The following is a 16,537-nucleotide window of genomic DNA, read 5'->3' as shown; positions in this document are numbered from 1 at the left end:
CCGCCGCTCAGTAGCGGTAGTGGTCCGGCTTGAAGGGGCCTTCGACCTCGACGCCGATGTAGGCGGCCTGCTCGGGGCGGAGCTTGGTCAGCTTCACGCCGAGCGCGTCCAGGTGGAGGGCGGCGACCTTCTCGTCCAGGTGCTTGGGAAGCACGTAGACGCCGATCGGATACGCGTCGGGCTTGGTGAACAGCTCGATCTGGGCCAGGGTCTGGTCCGCGAACGAGTTGGACATCACGAACGACGGGTGGCCGGTGGCGTTGCCCAGGTTCAGCAGGCGGCCCTCGGACAGCACGATGATCTTCTTGCCGTCGGGGAAGGTCCAGGTGTGGACCTGCGGCTTGACCTCGTCCTTGACGATGCCGGGAACCTTGGCCAGGCCGGCCATGTCGATCTCGTTGTCGAAGTGGCCGATGTTCCCCACGATGGCCTGGTGCTTCATCCTGGCCATGTCGGAGGCCATGATGATGTCCTTGTTGCCGGTCGTGGTGATGAAGATGTCCGCCGTCTCCACGACCTCGTCGAGCGTGGTGACCTGGTAGCCGTCCATCGCCGCCTGCAGGGCGCAGATCGGGTCGATCTCGGTGACGATCACCCGGGCGCCCTGGCCCCGCAGCGACTCCGCGCAGCCCTTGCCGACGTCACCGTAGCCGCAGACCACGGCCGTCTTGCCGCCGATCAGGGTGTCGGTGGCGCGGTTGATGCCGTCGATCAGGGAGTGGCGGCAGCCGTACTTGTTGTCGAACTTCGACTTCGTCACGGCGTCGTTGACGTTGATCGCCGGGAAGAGCAGGACGCCGTCGCGCTGCATCTCGTAGAGGCGGTGGACGCCGGTGGTGGTCTCCTCGGTGACGCCGCGGATCTCCGACGCCAGGTGGGTCCACTTCTGCGAGCCCTCGCCGATGGTGCGGTGCAGCAGGCGCAGGATCTCCAGGTGCTCCTCGGACTCCGCGGTCTCCAGCGCGGGGACCTCGCCGGCCTTCTCGTACTCCACGCCCTTGTGGACCAGGAGGGTGGCGTCACCGCCGTCGTCGAGGATCATGTTCGGGCCGCCGGTGGGGCTGTCCGGCCAGGTCAGCGCCTGCTCGGTGCACCACCAGTACTCCTGAAGCGTCTCGCCCTTCCAGGCGAAGACCGGCCCATGATCGCCGGCGCCGCCATGGCCTTCTCCTCGGTCTTCGTCGTCGGCAACAGCCTGCGCCTGCGCGGCTTCAAGACCGCCGACCGCTGAAGGCGCCAACGAGGAGAAGGAGGCCACCGTGGTCGAACCGCACACTCCCCAGGACGTCATTCTCCGGCGCCTCCGCCGGATCGAGGGTCAGGTAAGAGGGTTGCAGCGCATGGTCGAGAAGGGGACCTACTGCATCGACGTCCTGACCCAGGTAGCCGCCACCAATGCCGCGCTCCAGTCCTGTGCGGTGGCCCTTCTGGACGAGCACCTCAACAGCTGCGTCACGGAGGCCATCGTGAAAGGCGACGAGCAGGCCAGAACAAAGGTCAGCGAGGCGTCCAGAGCCATCGCCCGGCTCGTCCGGGCGTGATGGCCGAGCTTCCGGGCCCGGGCGGTCGAACCGCCCGGGCCCGGACCTGTTCAGCCTCCCTCACCCGAGCGGCAGTCAGCGCTCAGCCTGAGGCTGAGGCGCAGACACAGGCCGAGCACCTGACGCAGCAGCACCAGCTCGGCTCCTCCCAAGTCGGTTCCGCAGACCTTCGCGCACGGGTTCTTCGGGGTTCCGACGGCGATTTCCCTGCTGAACGAGAACATGCATCCAACATACCCCCTCCCCGTATGCTGGATTCCTGTGCGGCCGCACATCAGTGACAAGGGGTGCCATACGATGTGAGGCACCTCGGCGACGGGGAGGAAGAGGGGGAAGGGTGCGACGGCTGGGTGACCTCGAAGCCGAAATAATGGACCGGCTCTGGCGCTGGGACCGGCCGGCCACGGTCCGGGAGATCGTCGACGACATCAATCGCATACGGCCTGTCGCCTATACGACCGTGATGACAGTCGCGGACGTTCTCCACCGCAAGGGCCTCCTCCGACGCGAGAAGTCCGGACGAGCCTGGCTCTATGAACCCGAGCGCAGCCGTGAGGAGTACACCGCGGCCCTCATGCAGGACGCGCTCGGCAACACCGAGGACCGGCAGGCGGCGTTGCAGCGCTTCGTGGAGCACATGCCACCTGACGACGTGTCCGCACTGGCTGCCGCGTTGCGCGCGGCGGGTCAGATTCCGGGCAGCGACGAGGAACCCGGAGCGCTTTCGTGACCGATTCCTTGGGACATGTGCGTGAATTATTCTTGGTCAACCATCACGCGCTGCCGCCTCTCACCGTCGCGATCGCGGTCGGGGCCCTGCTGCCGAAAGCGCTCGCCAGCAGTCATTGGGCGCACCGAACACCTAGGACGGCTCTCGTGGTGTGGAGTGTGCTCGCGCTGTCCCTCATCACTTCCCTGTCCCTCGCGTTCCTGCAACTGCTCCTTCCCGCAGCTGACAGCCACCAGTTATCCCGCTTCGTCGAGTCCTGTATTTTCTTCGACGGAGCCGATTGCCCCCCTCTGCCCTTGAACAGCCCGGCCGACGCGGGCATCCGTGTATGGGCGGCCTTTGCGGCAGCAGCCGTCGCGCCCGTCGCTTTCACCGCTGTTCTCGTACGCGAGTTTCTGAGCGCCAAGCGCCGTCGCGCACGTCACGGCGAACTGTTGCGTCTGGTCGGCAGCAGGCAGCCGGAGTTGCGTGCCACAGTGCTGCAGCATGACGCCCCGGCCGTGTACTGCCTGCCTGGACGCGCTCCCCAGGTCGTGGTCAGCTCCGGCGCCCTCCGGGTTCTGACCGAACAGCAACTGGCAGCGGTGCTGGAGCATGAGCGGGCGCACATCGCGGGTCGTCACCATCTGCTGATAGCCGCAGCCGCCGCCTTCGGTACCGCTTTCCCCGGGTTGCCGCTGGCCCACCTCGTCCGCACGGAAGTACCGCTACTGCTGGAGATGACAGCCGACGACCGGGCGCTACGCCGGTGTTCGCGGGGCACCCTTGCCACCGCCCTGTACGTGGTGGCGTCCGGGCAGGCTCCCCACAGCGCCGTCGCGGCAGGCGGGCCGTCGGCGGTGTTGCGCGTGCGACGCATCCTCACGCCGCACGCCACGAGTTCTCCGGCTTCGTGGAGAGCGTTCGCGGCATTTCCCGCAGCGGCCGCCCTGACTCTGTTCGTCATGGCTTGTTGCTCCGTCCCCGGTATCACCGATTGGCCAAGTAAGTAGAGGAGCATCCCTCCAGCCGTGAGAGCGACTCGACGCTATCGTTGGGCGCGAAGAACACGAGGAACGCCCAGGGAGGTACAGACCTGAGGCACATGGTTGAAGTGCGGCCCGCCGCGGTCACCGAGGCGGCCGCCATATCCCGACTGCTCGCCACCGTGATACGCGAGAGCTATACCGGAATTCTCGAATCAAGCATCATCGAACGCCTGGTGGGCACAAATTGCTCACTCACCCGCATCAGCGCAGAAATAGGGGTTCCCGGTGGCGCACCAAGCTGGCTCGGCTGGCTGGTGGCCGCCGATGCGGGCGGCCAGGTCGTCGGTGCGGCGGCAGGAGGCGTACCCTCGCCGGGCGAGGGCGAGTTGTACGTGTTGTGCGCGGCACCGGATCGCCGCCGCCACGGGGTCGGCAGTGCGCTGCTGTCGGCCCTCACCGAGCGCATGCGAAGAAACGACGCCCAACGCCAGTCGGTCAGTCTGCCGTCCGCGGCCGACCCCTCGTTGCCGTTCTACACGGCTCATGGCTTCGCGGGTGAAGGGCAGCGATTGAGCCGAAGGATGTGAGGGTCGCCTTCCCGGAAGACATCTCCGTCTTTCCGCGATCGCTCATCGTCGGGCTTCCCGTGACCGGTTCCGCCGGAGCGGGTCCGTTCACATCGCCGGCTTTCACCGCGCGCGGCACTCATGCGTCCGACGCCCCTTGGCGTGGACGCGCGTTGGCGTGAACGCGCATACGCGACCGCTGGCCCGGTGCAAAGGTTTCCGGCCACGATGGTGCTGCGGCGTGGTCCTGGAGCACGGGCCCACCCGGACGGCGAGGACCGGTCGAGCCACCTGGAGGAGCGATGCACACACGGACCGACATACCGGTGACGCCTGCTCCCGGCTTGGCCCCGCCCTCCCGGTTCACCACCGCTTCCCCCGCCCTGGGCTCCTGGCTTCCCGGTCTCGAGTCCCTCGCCCCCCACACCGAGGAACATCTGTGGTTGCACGGCGCCCTGCTGGGTCCCTTCAGCGGTGACATCGTGGAGTACCTGGCCCTGGCCAGGACCACCGGTGGCCCCGTGCTCGACCTGGGCTCGGGAGCCGGGCGACTCACCGTCCCGTTCGCCCGCCACGGCTTCACCGTCGAGGCGGTGGACCGGGATGCCCCAAGCCTGGCCAGGTTGCACGACTGGGCCGATCGCATCGGCCCGCACGTGCGCAGTCGGATCACCACCACCCATGCCGACCTCGTCCATCTGCGTCTGCGGCGGCGTTACCGGCTCATCCTGCTCGCAGGTGCGATGATCGCGGCGATTCCCCCGCACTCCCGGCCCGGGATGCTTCGCGAGATCGCCGCCCACCTGGGCGCGGACGGAGCGCTTGCCCTGGATTACACGGCTCACGACGCGGCGGGGCTCGCCGAAGACCCGCACCGCGCCTGGGCTTTCCAGGTGCCGCGGTTCGACGGAATCACGGAGTGGGTCGTGGCTCGCCAGCTCTTCGACCTCGCCACCATGAGCGAGCAGGTCACCTACTTCATCGAGCGCTCGGGGAAGACCCGGGTCCGTAGGTCGATCGTGACCACCGACAAGTGGATCGTGAACCAGGAAGACCTGCTCCAGGAACTACGGGCCGCCGGCCTGCGCGTCACCGACCAGCGGCAGCAGCGGCTCGACGAACGCACGCGGAGCGTCCTCCTGGTATGCCACCCTACCGAGTGACGCCCGTCACATTACTAAGATGATTCGGAGTTCCCCGGCATCACCTGTGACAAGGTGTGATCGGGGCATTCCGAAGAATTACGAGGGGGGTCGCTTCGCAGTGGTCTACGGCAGTGGCAGAACGGGAACCCAGTCCCCTGACCTGGCTCTCGCCTTCTACCGGAGACTGCGGGCACGAGGGGCGTCGAGCTTCCGAGAAGTCGCATCCGAAATGGACTTGTCGGAAGATGAACGCGATCGATGTCGCGACGACCTGCTCAGCCTCGGTCTCGTCGTCCCGACGGGACGGATCCACGACAACCGCCTCGAACTGGACGCGGGCAAGGCGTCGGAAGCGGAAACCGACGCGGTCACCGTCATCGCCCCTGAGATCGCCCTGATCAGACTGCTGGAGCGGGAGCGCACCCGGCTGCGCAACCACCTCGACCAGGCCGACCAGGCACACCACACGCTGCAGACACTGGCCGGCAATTTCCTGCGCGCCGAGACGCTGGCTCAGGCAGCCGGCGTCGAGGTCGAAGTCATCAGCGACTACCGCCGCATCCAGCAGGTACTCGAAGACATCACGGACACCGTGCAGCACCGCCTCGCCTCGATGCATCCGATCGCACGTGGCAGGGAGATCCCCGAGCGAGCGCTGGACCGCGATCGGCGGCAGATCGAGAACGGCGTTCAGGTCCGCTCCATCTTCAACCAACGCCTGACGTCGGTCCCCGAAGACGCCGAACACCTGAGGATGAAGGCGAAACTAGGCGTCGAGGTACGCCTCTCCCCAGTGGTTCCCATGAATATGATCATTGCCGACGAGCAGTTCGCTCTCCTCCCGGTCGATCCCGACGACGGCTCAGCGGGAGCCATCCTGGCCCGCGGCCCCGCTCTCGTACGTTCCTACTTGACGCTGTTCGAGCACTGCTGGCACACCGCGATGCCGTACGGCGAGCAGATTCAGCCCGCACGAGGTGGCGACGGGCTCACGGAGCAGCAGCGTGCGGCCCTGCGCATGCTCGCCTCGGGCATGAAGGACGAGAAAGTCGCCCGCAACCTTGGCGTCTCCCTGCGCACCGTCAGCAGGATGATCTCCGAGTTGATGCAGGAACTGGGCGCGTCCAGCCGCTTCGAAGCGGGAGTGCGTGCCACCCGGCTGGGCTGGCTCGACTGACCGCCCGCACGCGGTTTCCCGGAGGGGCGCCTCCTGCTCCCTGCTGCCTGATGTGGACTAGAGGTACGATTCATTCAAACTTTTGGTCTCACCAGGCGGCGGAGAGATGACACGCGAAGCAGTGACAAACGGGCGCGAGGCAGCGATCCAGCAGCTCCGCGATGTCGGCCTGCGCGTAACGAGCCCACGCCTGGAGGTGCTGCAGGTGTTGGCGGCCGGCGGACATCTCGACGTGGAGGACTTGACCGCCGCGGCCCGGGAACGCCTGGGGACGCTCACTTCCCAAGCCGTCTACGAAATGCTGCGGCATTTCCTGGAAACCGGCCTGGTGACCAAATTCGAGCGCCCTGGGCGGCCGGCCGTTTTCGAACTCTCGGGTCAGCCGCACCAGCATGCGCTGTGCGTCAACTGCGGACGCGTGGAGAATGTCGCCCACAAGGCGCCGGTTCTTCCCGGGAACCACCTGAGGGACTGGCAGGTAAAGGACGCCGACATTGTCTTCAAGGGACTGTGCCCCGACTGTCGATCCACCTCAGAATCCGTTGGATAGTGCGGGGGGACGCCTGAAAGGGCCCCGGTGAGCCACTACGCGCGGCTCACCGGGGCCCTTTCTTCGGATCCCGCTACACGGCAAGGGAGGGGGTCGGCCAGTTGTTGTCCTCCGCCCCGGTCGGGACGACCGGCCAGTTGTTGTCCTCCGCCCCGGTCGGGACGACCGGCCAGTTGTTGTCCTCCGCCCCGGTCGGGACAGCCGGCCAGTTGTTGTCCGCTCTGTCGACCACCACCTGCCGCGAGACGGGGTCCTCGCCCAGCAGGGCGGTCACCGCCGCACCCCCTGCGACGCCCGTACAGAGAATCACGGCGAGGGCGAACTGGCGAGCAATGCGAGATCCGGCGGAGCGCACAGACGCAGACACTTTTCCTCCAGGATGCGAATGGAAATCTTCACCTCCGGGGCCCGTGCCGCCGGGCTCCCCTTGAAGGCATTTCCATCATCACTCACCCGCGATGAGGAATCCATGGTTCCACAAGTCGTGGATATGTCATGGCGTGGATGTGTCATTGCCTCCGCAGGGAAAGTAGCGAATTAAACCATCCGCAGGGGTCCCTTCGGTCAACCGGAAAAAATTCGGCCAAGCCCCAACTCGGGGATTGATCAAGTTTCCTGTGCGCAGGGTTGTCGGTGACGCCTGGGACGGGAGTGCTCGTTCGGGCCGGCAGCGGATCACCCGGGTGGTCATGGCGAAGGTCACGCCTTTGATGCGATGCAGGGCCTCCACCGTCCAGCGGCCGTGGATTGCGGTGGCGAGTTCGGCCGAGGTGGTCCGGTGGGCGTCGAGGCCGGTGACGGCGTAGACGATCTCGCGGCTCTCGCTTCGGCCGGTGGGCCGGCAGCGGTGGGCGCGGACGGCCGGGCGGGCCTGGTGGCGAGCTGCCGGCGCGCGGTCGGCCGATCGACCTTGATCACGGAGATGTGGTGGGCGTTCTCGGCCTCGGCCGGCCGGGTGACGTTCGCATGGACCGGGCGCACTGCGCCGAACGCCGAAGGTGACGAGGGTTCCGTCCAGGTCCAGTGGCTCGGACAGGCGCTGGAAGTGCGCGGTCCCGTTCGTCTTCGCGCCGGCCTCTGCCTGAGCGAGGGCCACGGCCCGGTGGCAGTGACCGCGGAGAGCAGATGCCTGCGGAGCCGGACGGACGGGCTGGTTCTTTCGACGACTTGCCGTTGACGGCCACGAGCACACGGCCGGCCGTGGTCCGCGAGGGTGAGCGGCGCCATCCGAGTGGACGACACCGGACCTCGACGGCCGTCACTGCGGCGTCCGGAGCCCGATCCGCCCGTTCGGCGATCCCAGCGACTCGGCCGGTGTCCAGGAGCCCAGCTTCACCAACACGGCGGGGAGGGGAAGACGCCACGGCAGGCACGGGCCACCTCGTGATCGTCGAGCTTCGACATCCCCATGATCACGAAGCCCGTGCCTGCCCTGCCATGACCTCGATCGGCCCTGTCCGGAACAACCGCGCGACTCCGGAACCCAATCACGCCTGGCCTCAGTCCAGCACCTTTTGGGGCTAGCCATACTTTTGGTCGCACCAAAGGAAATGTTACGCTGGCACTGCGGCCCTTTCATTCCTCCAGGAGGAAGAGGCCGCCGGGGCAGGGGCGTGCCGCCGCCTCTGCCCCACCCTCGCGGCCATGGTCTCCAGCGCACGCTCGTACACCTCAAGCGTCCGCTGCGCCGCCGCATGCCAGCTCATCCTCTGAGCATGCTGCGCGGCCGCCACGCCCATTCCTGCCGCCGACGCAGGATGCTGCGCGAACCACAACAGCCTGCACGCGTAGTCGTTCGGCTCATGTCCGTTGATGAGCAGTCCGGTTTCCCCGTCCCGCACCACCGTCGGCAGTCCACCGACGGCCGCGGCCAGCACCGGCGTGCCGCATGCCTGCGCTTCCAGGGCAACCAGACCGAAGGACTCACTGCGCGAGGGCACCACCAGCACGTCGGCCGCCCGGTACCAGTCCGCCAGTTCTCTTTGTGGAACCGCCCGCTCGAAGCGCATCACGTCCAGCAGACCCAGCCGGGCGGAAAGTTCCCGCAGTTCACCGGGAACCCGCGTTCCCGAACCGCTGAGCCCTCCGATGACGGGTACGAGCAGCCGTCGGCGCAGCTCAGGTGATGCCCGCAGCAGTTCCGCCATTGCACGGACCAGGACGTCCGGGCCCTTGAGGGGCTGGATACGGCCGGCGAAGAGCGGAACGTACGCCTCCTGAGGCAGGCCCAGCCGGGCACGCGCCGCCCTCCTGCCGTCGGCGGGGTGGAACGTCCTGGTGTCGACCCCGGGCATCACGACATCGGTGCGGTGCGGCGCAGCCCCGTAGAGGCCGTGCAACGCGTTCGCCTCCTCGGGCGTGTTGGCGATGAGTCGGTCGGCGGCTGCGACGAGCCCGCTCTCGCCGTTTATGCGCGACTCCGGCTCGGGCTTGTCACCGGGTGCGAGAGAGGCGTTCTTGACGCGCGCCATCGTGTGCATCGTATGCACCAGGGGTATCTGCCACCGGTCGGCGACGAGGCTGCCGGCCTGGCCGGACAGCCAATAGTGCGTGTGCACCAGGTCGTACGGGCTGTCGGCAGCTGCCCTCAGCAGCGCGAAGGCGAATTCCTGCACCAGCGCCGGCATGGCCTCCTTGGGCAGGACACGACGCGGGCCCGCGTGCAGGTGCCGTACCTGCACGCCAGGAGCGAGCTCGACGCGGGGTGGATGCCCCTCACCCCGGCAGCGGGTGAACAGGTCTACACGAACACCCAGTTCGGCCAGAGCCCGGGAAAGTTCGACCATGTAGACGTTCATGCCGCCCGCATCACCCGTGCCGGGCTGGTGGAGCGGCGAAGTGTGGACGCTGAGCATGGCAATGCGCAGGGACATGGAGAAGGACTCCTTCAGCTCGGGCCGGTACGCCGTTGTGCCCACCCGCCGCGTTGAACGGAGCGGGTGGGCACAACGGCTCACCGGATGATCAGAAGCCGAAGACGGGAGCGGACGACGGAGCCAGCTGCGTCCCCGGAGCCGGTGGGGTGAGTGCTTCCGGTGCCACCGGTCCCCCGGGTGAGATCCGGAGCGCCAGTGCCAGCCGCCCCGCCCCTTCGGGCATGACCGGCCACGCCCACGAGGTCAGCGCCGATGCCACCGCCAACTGCGCCATGATCGCCGGAAGGTGACGTCCGGTTCCGCTCGGCCGGCGTCGCTCGAAGGCGTTGACGTACCCGAAGTCCACGGTGCAGCGCACCACCTCGTCCAGGACCGAGACCGCGCGGCGTGGGTCGAAGGCGTCGGGTCCGTACGCCTCGCGCAGATCCTCCGCGGCCCGGTGCAGCCGATGCCTCAGCGCATCCCACCCGTCGCCCCCGGGTTCCACGTCGGGTACCTGTCCCGCGCAGTCCTCACGTACCGCGACGAACAGCCGGCTGAGCCAGCTGTTCCAGGTGCCGTCCAGGATCTGCTGGGTGCGATGGAGCTCGTCACGACGGAAGTCGGTGCGGCGGCCGAGTGGTCTGGTCTGAAGGACGTGACGGCGCAGCGTGTCGGATCCGAACTCTGTGAGCAGGTCGAGGGCCCACACCATCGGCCTGCCGTCGGGTCCCTTCGCGCTCTCGGCGTCGATGCCGTACGTCTCGTTGACGTGGAGTTCCTGTGGCAATTTCACGCCACGGGCGACGAGGATGGCCGGCAGCAGGACCACGTGGTGGAAGGAATGCCTGAACTCGCAGAAGTGAATGCTGCGTTCGGGCAGCGGCTTCCTGTCGTAGCCATAGCTGAACAGGTGCATCGCCGCGGTTTCGAAGCAGGTGCTGATGCGGTGCCCGGGGAACCCGTCCACGGGTACCGGCACGCCCCAGTCCCCCGGGTGTCCGACGGCCACGTCCGGCAGGCCGTCCTCGATGAGGTTCTCGCAGAGCAGGGCCAGGCGGGGTGGCAACGCGGCGGAGCGCCAGTGGTCGGCGAGCTGCTCGCGCAGCGGCTCCAGGAAGAGGTAGAGGCGACGGCAGCGGCGCGGCCGCCCGGGCGAGTCGCACCGGACGCACACCGGATCGATCAGGTCACCGTCGTTCGGCCTGGCGCACGTGGAGCACAGACCTCCGTTGCCGTGTGCCCCGCAGTGCGGGCAGGCGCCGGTGACGCGGGCTCCGTACAGCCAGCGGTCACAGGCTTCGCAGTGCGGCAGGAGTCGGGTGCGGGGCGCGATGATGTCCTGCGCGTACAGGTCCAGGAACAGGTCCTGGAGCCAGCGCTGGTAGCCGCGGTCGCGATCCGGCTGGACGACGCGATCGAACTCGACGCCGGAGTGCCGCCAGTCGGCGGTGATCGCGGTGCGGAAGCCCTCCGCGACATCCTTCGGCTCGCGTCCACTGCGCAGGGCCCGGACCTCGACCGAGTCGGCATGGTCGGCGGTGCCCGTGGTGAACAGCACGGGCCGCCCGTCGGCGCGCAGATGACGGTTGAGCACGTCGGCGGCGACATAAGGGCCGGCGAGATGCCCGATGTGCAGTTCGCCGTCGCTGTCGGGCGGGGTTGCGGTGATCCAGAGTGGGGTGCTCATGGACGGAAGCTCCTTGACTGTGACGGGAACGCTGCTGGCCACGGGAGCTCAGCGGGGCTCGAAGTGGAACGAGCGGATGAAGCAGTCGCGTGGCTGCTCGACCGCGTAGACGATGCATTCGAAGAGGGCCTGGGTCGTGAGCTTCTCGTCGGGATACCGCGCATCCCTTCCCATGCCCTCCCATTCCGCGGAGCGCGGGTCCGAGGTGGAATAGTCAGGCGGGTAGAGGGAGAAGACACGAACGCCGGAAGGACGCAGTCGGCGCGCAAGAATGTCGGCGAATCCGGCTTGAGCACCCTTGGCGGCGTAAAAAGCTTCGTGCGCCGGGTAATCGACCGCTGCGCCGGGATCGCAGACGGCGACCATGTTGACGATGTCGGGGCGCTTCGAGGCGCGCAGCAGCGGCAGGAAGTGCTTGACCATGAGCACCGTGCCGCCCGCCGTGGACTCGATGGTCTCGACGATGGAATCGTCCGAAGCGCCTTCCAGCTCGAATCCGTCCAGCCAGCGTGCACCGTTGTTGACGAGCAGGTCCACACGGTCCGTGTGCTCGCCGACCTGCCGGGCGAAGGCCCGGATCTCGTCGGGCTTGCTCAGATCACAGCCGAAGGCATGGATGCGGTTCCTCGCCTCGCCCAGGACCTCCGTCCGGGTGCGCTCCGCCGCCTCGACCGTACGGGCCGAAACGAATACCTCGGCACCCAGGTGCGCGAATCCAATGGCGATCGAACGCCCGAAGAACCGGGACGCCCCGGTCACCACGACGCGCAGATTCTCGAATTTCATCCTGGAGATCACTCCCCCGGTCGGGACACGGCAGAGATTGATTCCCGCCGTCCTGGCGGGAATGCCCGACGGGAATTGCTGACCGATCACCAGAATGTCAGACGGATGCCGTACGATCAGGCCTGAGGAGGTGCGCGTTCACGCCGTGACGTGGATACGCCAAGGAAGGGGCACGGCGCGTTCGATCACCCGGACACGCTTGCCGTGGACGGCGACGTGCTCGAGCCGCTCCGCGGTGACGTCGGCGGAGACGTGCACCGGGCCCAGGCGGGTGCTGATGCACAGGGATCGGTGTGGTCTCCGGACCGTGCGGGAAGGCGCCTCGCACGCCGTGTTGTTCTCGCGGGCCAGATGCGACGGCACCGTGCCCGGCACGACTGTTCCCGCCGCCATGCAGATACTCCCCGTCAAGGCCAGGGCGGGATGCCAACCGGACACCGTCACCGCACGGGCCGACAGCCGCCCGGGAGCGTACGAACCCACCGCCGCCACCTTGGGCAACGCACCCCACGGCGGCATCCCCAACAGCCGGGCTGCCGCCGCCCGCACCGCGGTCAACTGTCCGAGCACCGCCGGCCCGGCTCCGAAGAGGGCACGTTCCGAATGCAGCCCGAGGTCCCGGGCGTCGACGAAGACGTACGGATTGCCGTACCGGACGATGGACACCGACAGTCCGCAGAGCCGCTCGGCGGGGCGGCCGGTGGGCAGCAGGTCGGCGAACCCGGCGGTTCGTTCCAGCCGTACCGTGTGCGTCCCGCGCGGCTCCGGTACGCACACCACCGCGTCGTTCGTGGTCACCGCCCGCACCCGTACCGCCCCCGGCCGTCCGGTGTCGGCGACGGCCGCGAGCAACGAATGACCGCATCCGGCCCGGAAGTCGAAGCCCTCCGGCAGGCACTGCACGAAGCGGTAGTCCAGGTCGTACGACGGATCGGCGGATGAACCGATCAGAGCGAGCTTACGGATGTGGCCGCGCCCCGTACGCTCCAGCCACCCGCGGACGACGGCGAGTTCGGCGCGGGACGCCAGAGCGCCGGCGGGGAGCCGGTCACGGTGGAGCACGAGCGTCGGCCCGGGCGCGCCCTCCGCCTGGACGATGTCCCCGATCACGCCGCGCGGCCGACGGACACCCGCAGCCCTCGGACGACATCGGTCCACAACTCGTGCACGGCCAGTGCCCAGAGGGTGAGGGCGTCCTGGTGCGAGGGCCGTTCCGCCTGCCGGGCCAGCAACGCCTGTACCCGCTCCGGCCGCAACTGCCCGGTGCGCATCAGTCTCGACGGAGCGAGCAGGTCGCGCACCGGTTCGAGCAGCGGGCCGCCGGGAGCCAGCATGGCGGCGAGAGGCATGGTGAAGGGCTGCTTGGGCCGGTCCAGTACGGCCTTCGGCAGCAGGTCACGCCCTGCTTCGTACAGCACGCGTTTGCCCTGGCGTCGCTCGACGGGCAGCCCTCGGGCCACCGCGGTGACGGCCGGCTGGCAGAACGGCATCCTGGCTTCCACCGCCCAGGCCATGCTGAGGTGATCGACTCGGCGCAGGTGGTAGGAGGGCAGCCTCCAACGCGTCTCGAAGCCGGTGAGGGTGCTGAGGCGGCCGGAGCGGGAGGCGCGCAACTCGGTCGTGATCCGATCGGCGACGGAGCCGTGCTCGGCGATGAAGGCGCGGTAGTCGGCGGTGTAGAGCCACTCCCGCATCAATCGCGGAGCGGCGGCGAGTGCGTCGACGTACGCCGCGGTCCAATCGGTGTTCTCGGGTGCCGACAGGGCGGCACGCACACGGTCGTACCCGCCGAAGAGTTCGTCGGCGCCGTCTCCGGTGAGGGCCACGGTGAATCCCGCGTCGCGCACGGCCCGGAAAAGTGCGTACGTGCTGAGTGTGATGGGGTCGGCATTGGGCTGGCCCATGTGCCGGATGGTGCGGGTGAGCAGGGACGGGAGCTCGGCCGGGTTGACGTCGATCTGGTGGTGGACGGTACGGACGTGCCGGGCCACGGCCATGGCGTAGGTGTGCTCGGCGTCCGGCCAGCGGCCGCGATAGCCGAGGTGGAAGGTGTGCAGCGGTTCGACGGACTCCGCGGCGAGCGCCGTCACGAGCCCGGAATCGAGTCCGCCGCTCGTGATGGCGCAGACCGGGGCGTCGGCGTCGGTCAGCCGGTGCACCTCACGGCGCAGCGTGTCAACCACTCCGATGGACGGCTCGGCCTCTCGCGGCCGACGGCGGAAGACCCGCAGGCCTTCGGTGCCCCGGGCCACGGCAGTGGCGCCGGGTGGCAGGTTGCGGATGCCGCGCAGAGCGGTTTCGGCGCCGAAGGGGGTCTTGGTGGCCAGGACGGTGTCGAGGCTCTCCTCACGCGGATCGACCGGGACCCCGTCGAAGGCGAGCAACGCCGGAATCTCGGAGGCGAACCGCACAGCACCGTCTGGTCCCTGATGGTAATGAAGGGGCTTCATTCCCATGTCGTCGACGGCCAGGACGAGCTGGGGCAGGCCCTCGCGCAGGTCCAGGACGGCGATCGCGAACATGCCGTCCAAATGGTCGGCGAAGGCCGGGCCGTACTCCGCGTACAGCGCCGGCAGGAGGCTCCCGTCGCAGACATCGGGGAAACGGTGACCGCGTGCCGTCAGGTGTCCACGCAGTTCGTGATGGTTGTAGATCTCACCGTTGAGTACGGCTGTGACGCCTGGCGCGGTCGGCAGCCGAAAGGGCTGGGAGCCGCCCGTGGGATCGGTGACGGCGAGCCGGTCGCAGCCGAGCGACCAGCCACGTCCGGCGAGCACACCGCGCTCGTCGGGGCCACCGTGACGCTGCCGGGCCGACACCGTGGCCAGCTCGGGACCTGTGGCCGCCACGGCGAAGGAGCCGAAGATCCTGCACATGCCGATTGCCTCCGGGTCTTGTATCCACCAATGTTTTGAATCTACCAATTGTTTGTCTGGCACGTAAGTGTCATGTCGCGGACACGCCACAGGCAACGCCTTGCCGCGCCGTTATCCGGTCAACAGGCTTGTCCCATGGACGAGCTCAGGACCGAATCCCTCAACCGCGGCGCCCCCGAGAGCCTGCTCGTGGTGGCCGCGCACCCGGATGACATCGAGTTCTGCGTGAGCGGCACGGTGATGCAGTGGATCGCGCGAGGCACCCGCGTGACGTACTGCATCGTCACGGACGGCGACGCGGGTGGGTACGACGAGCGGCTCCCGCGCCAGGCAATGGCGGATCTGCGCCGCGCGGAACAGGTTCACTCGGCCAAGCTCAGCGGAGTGCACGACGTGCGCTTCCTCGGTTACCCCGACAGTTTCGTCGAGCCGAGCGCCGAACTGCGCCGCGACCTGTGCCGGGTGATCCGCCAGGTACGGCCCACGCGCGCGATCATCCCCAGCCCCGAGATCAACTGGAAGCGGGTCGCGGACCTGCATCCTGACCACCGTGCCGTCGGCGACGCGGCTCTGCGTGCGGTCTACCCCGAGGCACGCAACCCCTTCGCGCACCCCGAGCTCCTCAAGGAGGAAGGCCTCGAAGCCTGGATCGTTCCCGAGCTGTGGCTCATGACCGGGCCGACGCCCAACCAGTACGTCGACGTCACATCCGTTTTCGACCGCAAGGTCGACGCCCTGCGCATCCACACCTCGCAGACCGCTCACTTCGACGACCTGGCCGGCCTGCTGCGTGACTGGCTCGCCGAACACGCCAGGGCGGGCGGCCTTCCGCCGGGCCGCCTCGCCGAGGCCTTCCAGATCGTGAGAACGGACTGAGCCGACCGGGTCACCGGTAAATGCACAGCTCCTGCTCCGTCGCACCCGACAGCTCGTAGCGCGTGCCGACCAGCGGGCGGCCCGTGCAGATGCGGATCAGCGTCGGTACGTCGCCGTGGAACTCCGCGACCGGGCGCCCTTCGATCCCGTTGCCGAGTACCAGCGGTACCGGCCGGCCGGTGAGGTGCGCGTGCAGACGCGGGGCCATCCGTCTGCGGCTGGTCGCTTCGAGGAGCGGCAGCGCATGGTGGGTGCTGGACCCGTCGTACGCTCCCGGCTCCCCGAACGCCTCACGCACGTCGCCGGCGTGCACCCACTCCCCCAGCGCGACCGCGTCCAGCAGACCGTCTTCATGACCGGCGATGACGGGTCCCGCCTCGGTGAAGCCCCGCTCCAGCTCGTCGAGGACGCGGCTCAGCGGCCAGTCCTCGCGCTCGGCGACATCGGCGGCGTTCGACTCCGGCAGGAACACGCCTTCTTCGAGGCAGCCCTCGACGATACGGACCAGTGCGGCCCCGCAGTGCGCGAGGAGCTGGCGCACCGTCCACCCGGGGCAGGCCGTGCGCAGCTCGAACCGCTCGTCGTGAGAGGCTCGCAGCAGGGGCATCAGGGCATCACGCTCGGTGCGGAGCAGCCGGCCGGGAAGTTCCGGGTCCCGCGGCGGTTCCTCGTACTCCGAATACTCGGACATCATGTGTTCTCCGCCGCTCAGTAGCGGTAGTGGTCCGGCTTGAAGGGGCCTTCGACCTCGACGCCGATGTAGGCGGCCTGCTCGGG

Annotated in this window: 18 protein-coding genes and 1 pseudogene; 9 read left to right on the top strand and 10 right to left on the bottom strand. The window is 68.3% G+C overall.

Features of this window, described 5'->3' with window-relative positions:
• Positions 1-7: 7 nt before the first annotated feature.
• Positions 8-1,138: pseudogene (locus A2U95_RS20585) on the bottom strand (adenosylhomocysteinase); the annotation flags it as partial.
• A 121-nt stretch (positions 1,139-1,259) separates the two neighbouring features.
• Here A2U95_RS20585 and A2U95_RS20580 point away from each other — a divergent pair.
• Complete coding sequence (locus A2U95_RS20580; protein WP_166025467.1) at positions 1,260-1,541, top strand: metal-sensitive transcriptional regulator; 282 nt, start codon at positions 1,260-1,262, stop codon at positions 1,539-1,541.
• A gap of 50 nt (positions 1,542-1,591) precedes the next feature.
• Here the strand turns inward: A2U95_RS20580 and A2U95_RS20575 are convergent, their stop codons facing one another.
• Positions 1,592-1,765, bottom strand: coding sequence for a hypothetical protein (locus tag A2U95_RS20575; RefSeq protein WP_166025465.1), 174 nt, complete (start codon positions 1,763-1,765; stop codon positions 1,592-1,594).
• A 113-nt stretch (positions 1,766-1,878) separates the two neighbouring features.
• On the opposite strand from A2U95_RS20575, the gene A2U95_RS20570 reads away from it, so the two are divergent.
• From A2U95_RS20570 to A2U95_RS20545, 6 genes are all read left to right on the top strand, one after another.
• Positions 1,879-2,271: a BlaI/MecI/CopY family transcriptional regulator gene (locus A2U95_RS20570; RefSeq protein WP_166025463.1), complete on the top strand. Its 393-nt coding sequence runs from the start codon at positions 1,879-1,881 to the stop codon at positions 2,269-2,271.
• Positions 2,268-3,263, top strand: a complete 996-nt coding sequence (locus tag A2U95_RS20565) for a M56 family metallopeptidase (protein WP_240957489.1) — start codon at positions 2,268-2,270, stop codon at positions 3,261-3,263. Before A2U95_RS20570 ends, A2U95_RS20565 begins: the two co-directional genes overlap by 4 nt.
• A gap of 92 nt (positions 3,264-3,355) precedes the next feature.
• The gene (locus A2U95_RS20560; protein ID WP_166025461.1) at positions 3,356-3,826 is read left to right on the top strand and encodes a GNAT family N-acetyltransferase; all 471 of its coding nucleotides are present in this window, start codon (positions 3,356-3,358) and stop codon (positions 3,824-3,826) included.
• Positions 3,827-4,107: 281 nt separating this feature from the next.
• The gene (locus A2U95_RS20555) at positions 4,108-4,968 is read left to right on the top strand and encodes a class I SAM-dependent methyltransferase (RefSeq protein ID WP_166025459.1); all 861 of its coding nucleotides are present in this window, start codon (positions 4,108-4,110) and stop codon (positions 4,966-4,968) included.
• A gap of 211 nt (positions 4,969-5,179) precedes the next feature.
• Positions 5,180-6,127 carry a helix-turn-helix transcriptional regulator gene (locus tag A2U95_RS20550; RefSeq protein WP_240957488.1) on the top strand — a complete coding sequence of 316 codons (948 nt, stop codon included), beginning with the start codon at positions 5,180-5,182 and terminating at the stop codon, positions 6,125-6,127.
• 106 nt (positions 6,128-6,233) lie between these two features.
• Entirely contained in the window at positions 6,234-6,677 is a 444-nt protein-coding gene (locus A2U95_RS20545) for a Fur family transcriptional regulator (RefSeq protein WP_166025455.1), read from the top strand.
• 73 nt (positions 6,678-6,750) lie between these two features.
• On the opposite strand, the gene A2U95_RS20540 is transcribed toward A2U95_RS20545, so the two are convergent.
• A complete protein-coding gene (locus A2U95_RS20540; RefSeq protein WP_166025453.1) occupies positions 6,751-6,951 on the bottom strand; it encodes a hypothetical protein in 201 nt (66 codons plus the stop codon).
• A gap of 504 nt (positions 6,952-7,455) precedes the next feature.
• On the opposite strand from A2U95_RS20540, the gene A2U95_RS20535 reads away from it, so the two are divergent.
• Complete coding sequence (locus tag A2U95_RS20535) at positions 7,456-7,854, top strand: hypothetical protein (protein ID WP_166025452.1); 399 nt, start codon at positions 7,456-7,458, stop codon at positions 7,852-7,854.
• 376 nt (positions 7,855-8,230) lie between these two features.
• Here the strand turns inward: A2U95_RS20535 and mshA are convergent, their stop codons facing one another.
• From mshA to asnB, 5 genes are all read right to left on the bottom strand, one after another.
• On the bottom strand, positions 8,231-9,550 hold the full coding sequence (mshA, locus tag A2U95_RS20530; protein ID WP_240957487.1) for a D-inositol-3-phosphate glycosyltransferase: 1,320 nt from the start codon (positions 9,548-9,550) through the stop codon (positions 8,231-8,233).
• Between the two features lie 91 nt (positions 9,551-9,641).
• On the bottom strand, positions 9,642-11,222 hold the full coding sequence (locus A2U95_RS20525; protein ID WP_166025450.1) for a class I tRNA ligase family protein: 1,581 nt from the start codon (positions 11,220-11,222) through the stop codon (positions 9,642-9,644).
• Between the two features lie 48 nt (positions 11,223-11,270).
• Positions 11,271-12,008, bottom strand: coding sequence for an SDR family oxidoreductase (locus tag A2U95_RS20520; protein ID WP_166025448.1), 738 nt, complete (start codon positions 12,006-12,008; stop codon positions 11,271-11,273).
• Between the two features lie 138 nt (positions 12,009-12,146).
• Positions 12,147-13,118, bottom strand: a complete 972-nt coding sequence (locus A2U95_RS20515; RefSeq protein ID WP_166025445.1) for a PrpF domain-containing protein — start codon at positions 13,116-13,118, stop codon at positions 12,147-12,149.
• Complete coding sequence (gene asnB / locus A2U95_RS20510; RefSeq protein ID WP_166025443.1) at positions 13,115-14,884, bottom strand: asparagine synthase (glutamine-hydrolyzing); 1,770 nt, start codon at positions 14,882-14,884, stop codon at positions 13,115-13,117. The genes A2U95_RS20515 and asnB overlap by 4 nt, the downstream gene beginning before the upstream one ends.
• A gap of 135 nt (positions 14,885-15,019) precedes the next feature.
• On the opposite strand from asnB, the gene A2U95_RS20505 reads away from it, so the two are divergent.
• The gene (locus tag A2U95_RS20505; protein ID WP_166025441.1) at positions 15,020-15,760 is read left to right on the top strand and encodes a PIG-L deacetylase family protein; all 741 of its coding nucleotides are present in this window, start codon (positions 15,020-15,022) and stop codon (positions 15,758-15,760) included.
• A gap of 10 nt (positions 15,761-15,770) precedes the next feature.
• Here the strand turns inward: A2U95_RS20505 and A2U95_RS20500 are convergent, their stop codons facing one another.
• Together A2U95_RS20500 and A2U95_RS33805 are read right to left on the bottom strand one after the other, a co-directional pair.
• Positions 15,771-16,451, bottom strand: coding sequence for a maleylpyruvate isomerase family mycothiol-dependent enzyme (locus tag A2U95_RS20500; RefSeq protein WP_166025471.1), 681 nt, complete (start codon positions 16,449-16,451; stop codon positions 15,771-15,773).
• A 17-nt stretch (positions 16,452-16,468) separates the two neighbouring features.
• Positions 16,469-16,537, bottom strand: a 69-nt coding sequence (locus tag A2U95_RS33805) for an adenosylhomocysteinase (RefSeq protein ID WP_166025469.1), incomplete at its 5' end; no start/stop codon positions are given.

Source organism: Streptomyces chilikensis (genome assembly GCF_001642695.1).
Lineage (GTDB): Bacteria > Actinomycetota > Actinomycetes > Streptomycetales > Streptomycetaceae > Streptomyces > Streptomyces chilikensis.
The sequence above is the reverse complement of the archived record's forward strand: the minus strand, read 5'-3'. Positions and strand labels throughout refer to the sequence as shown.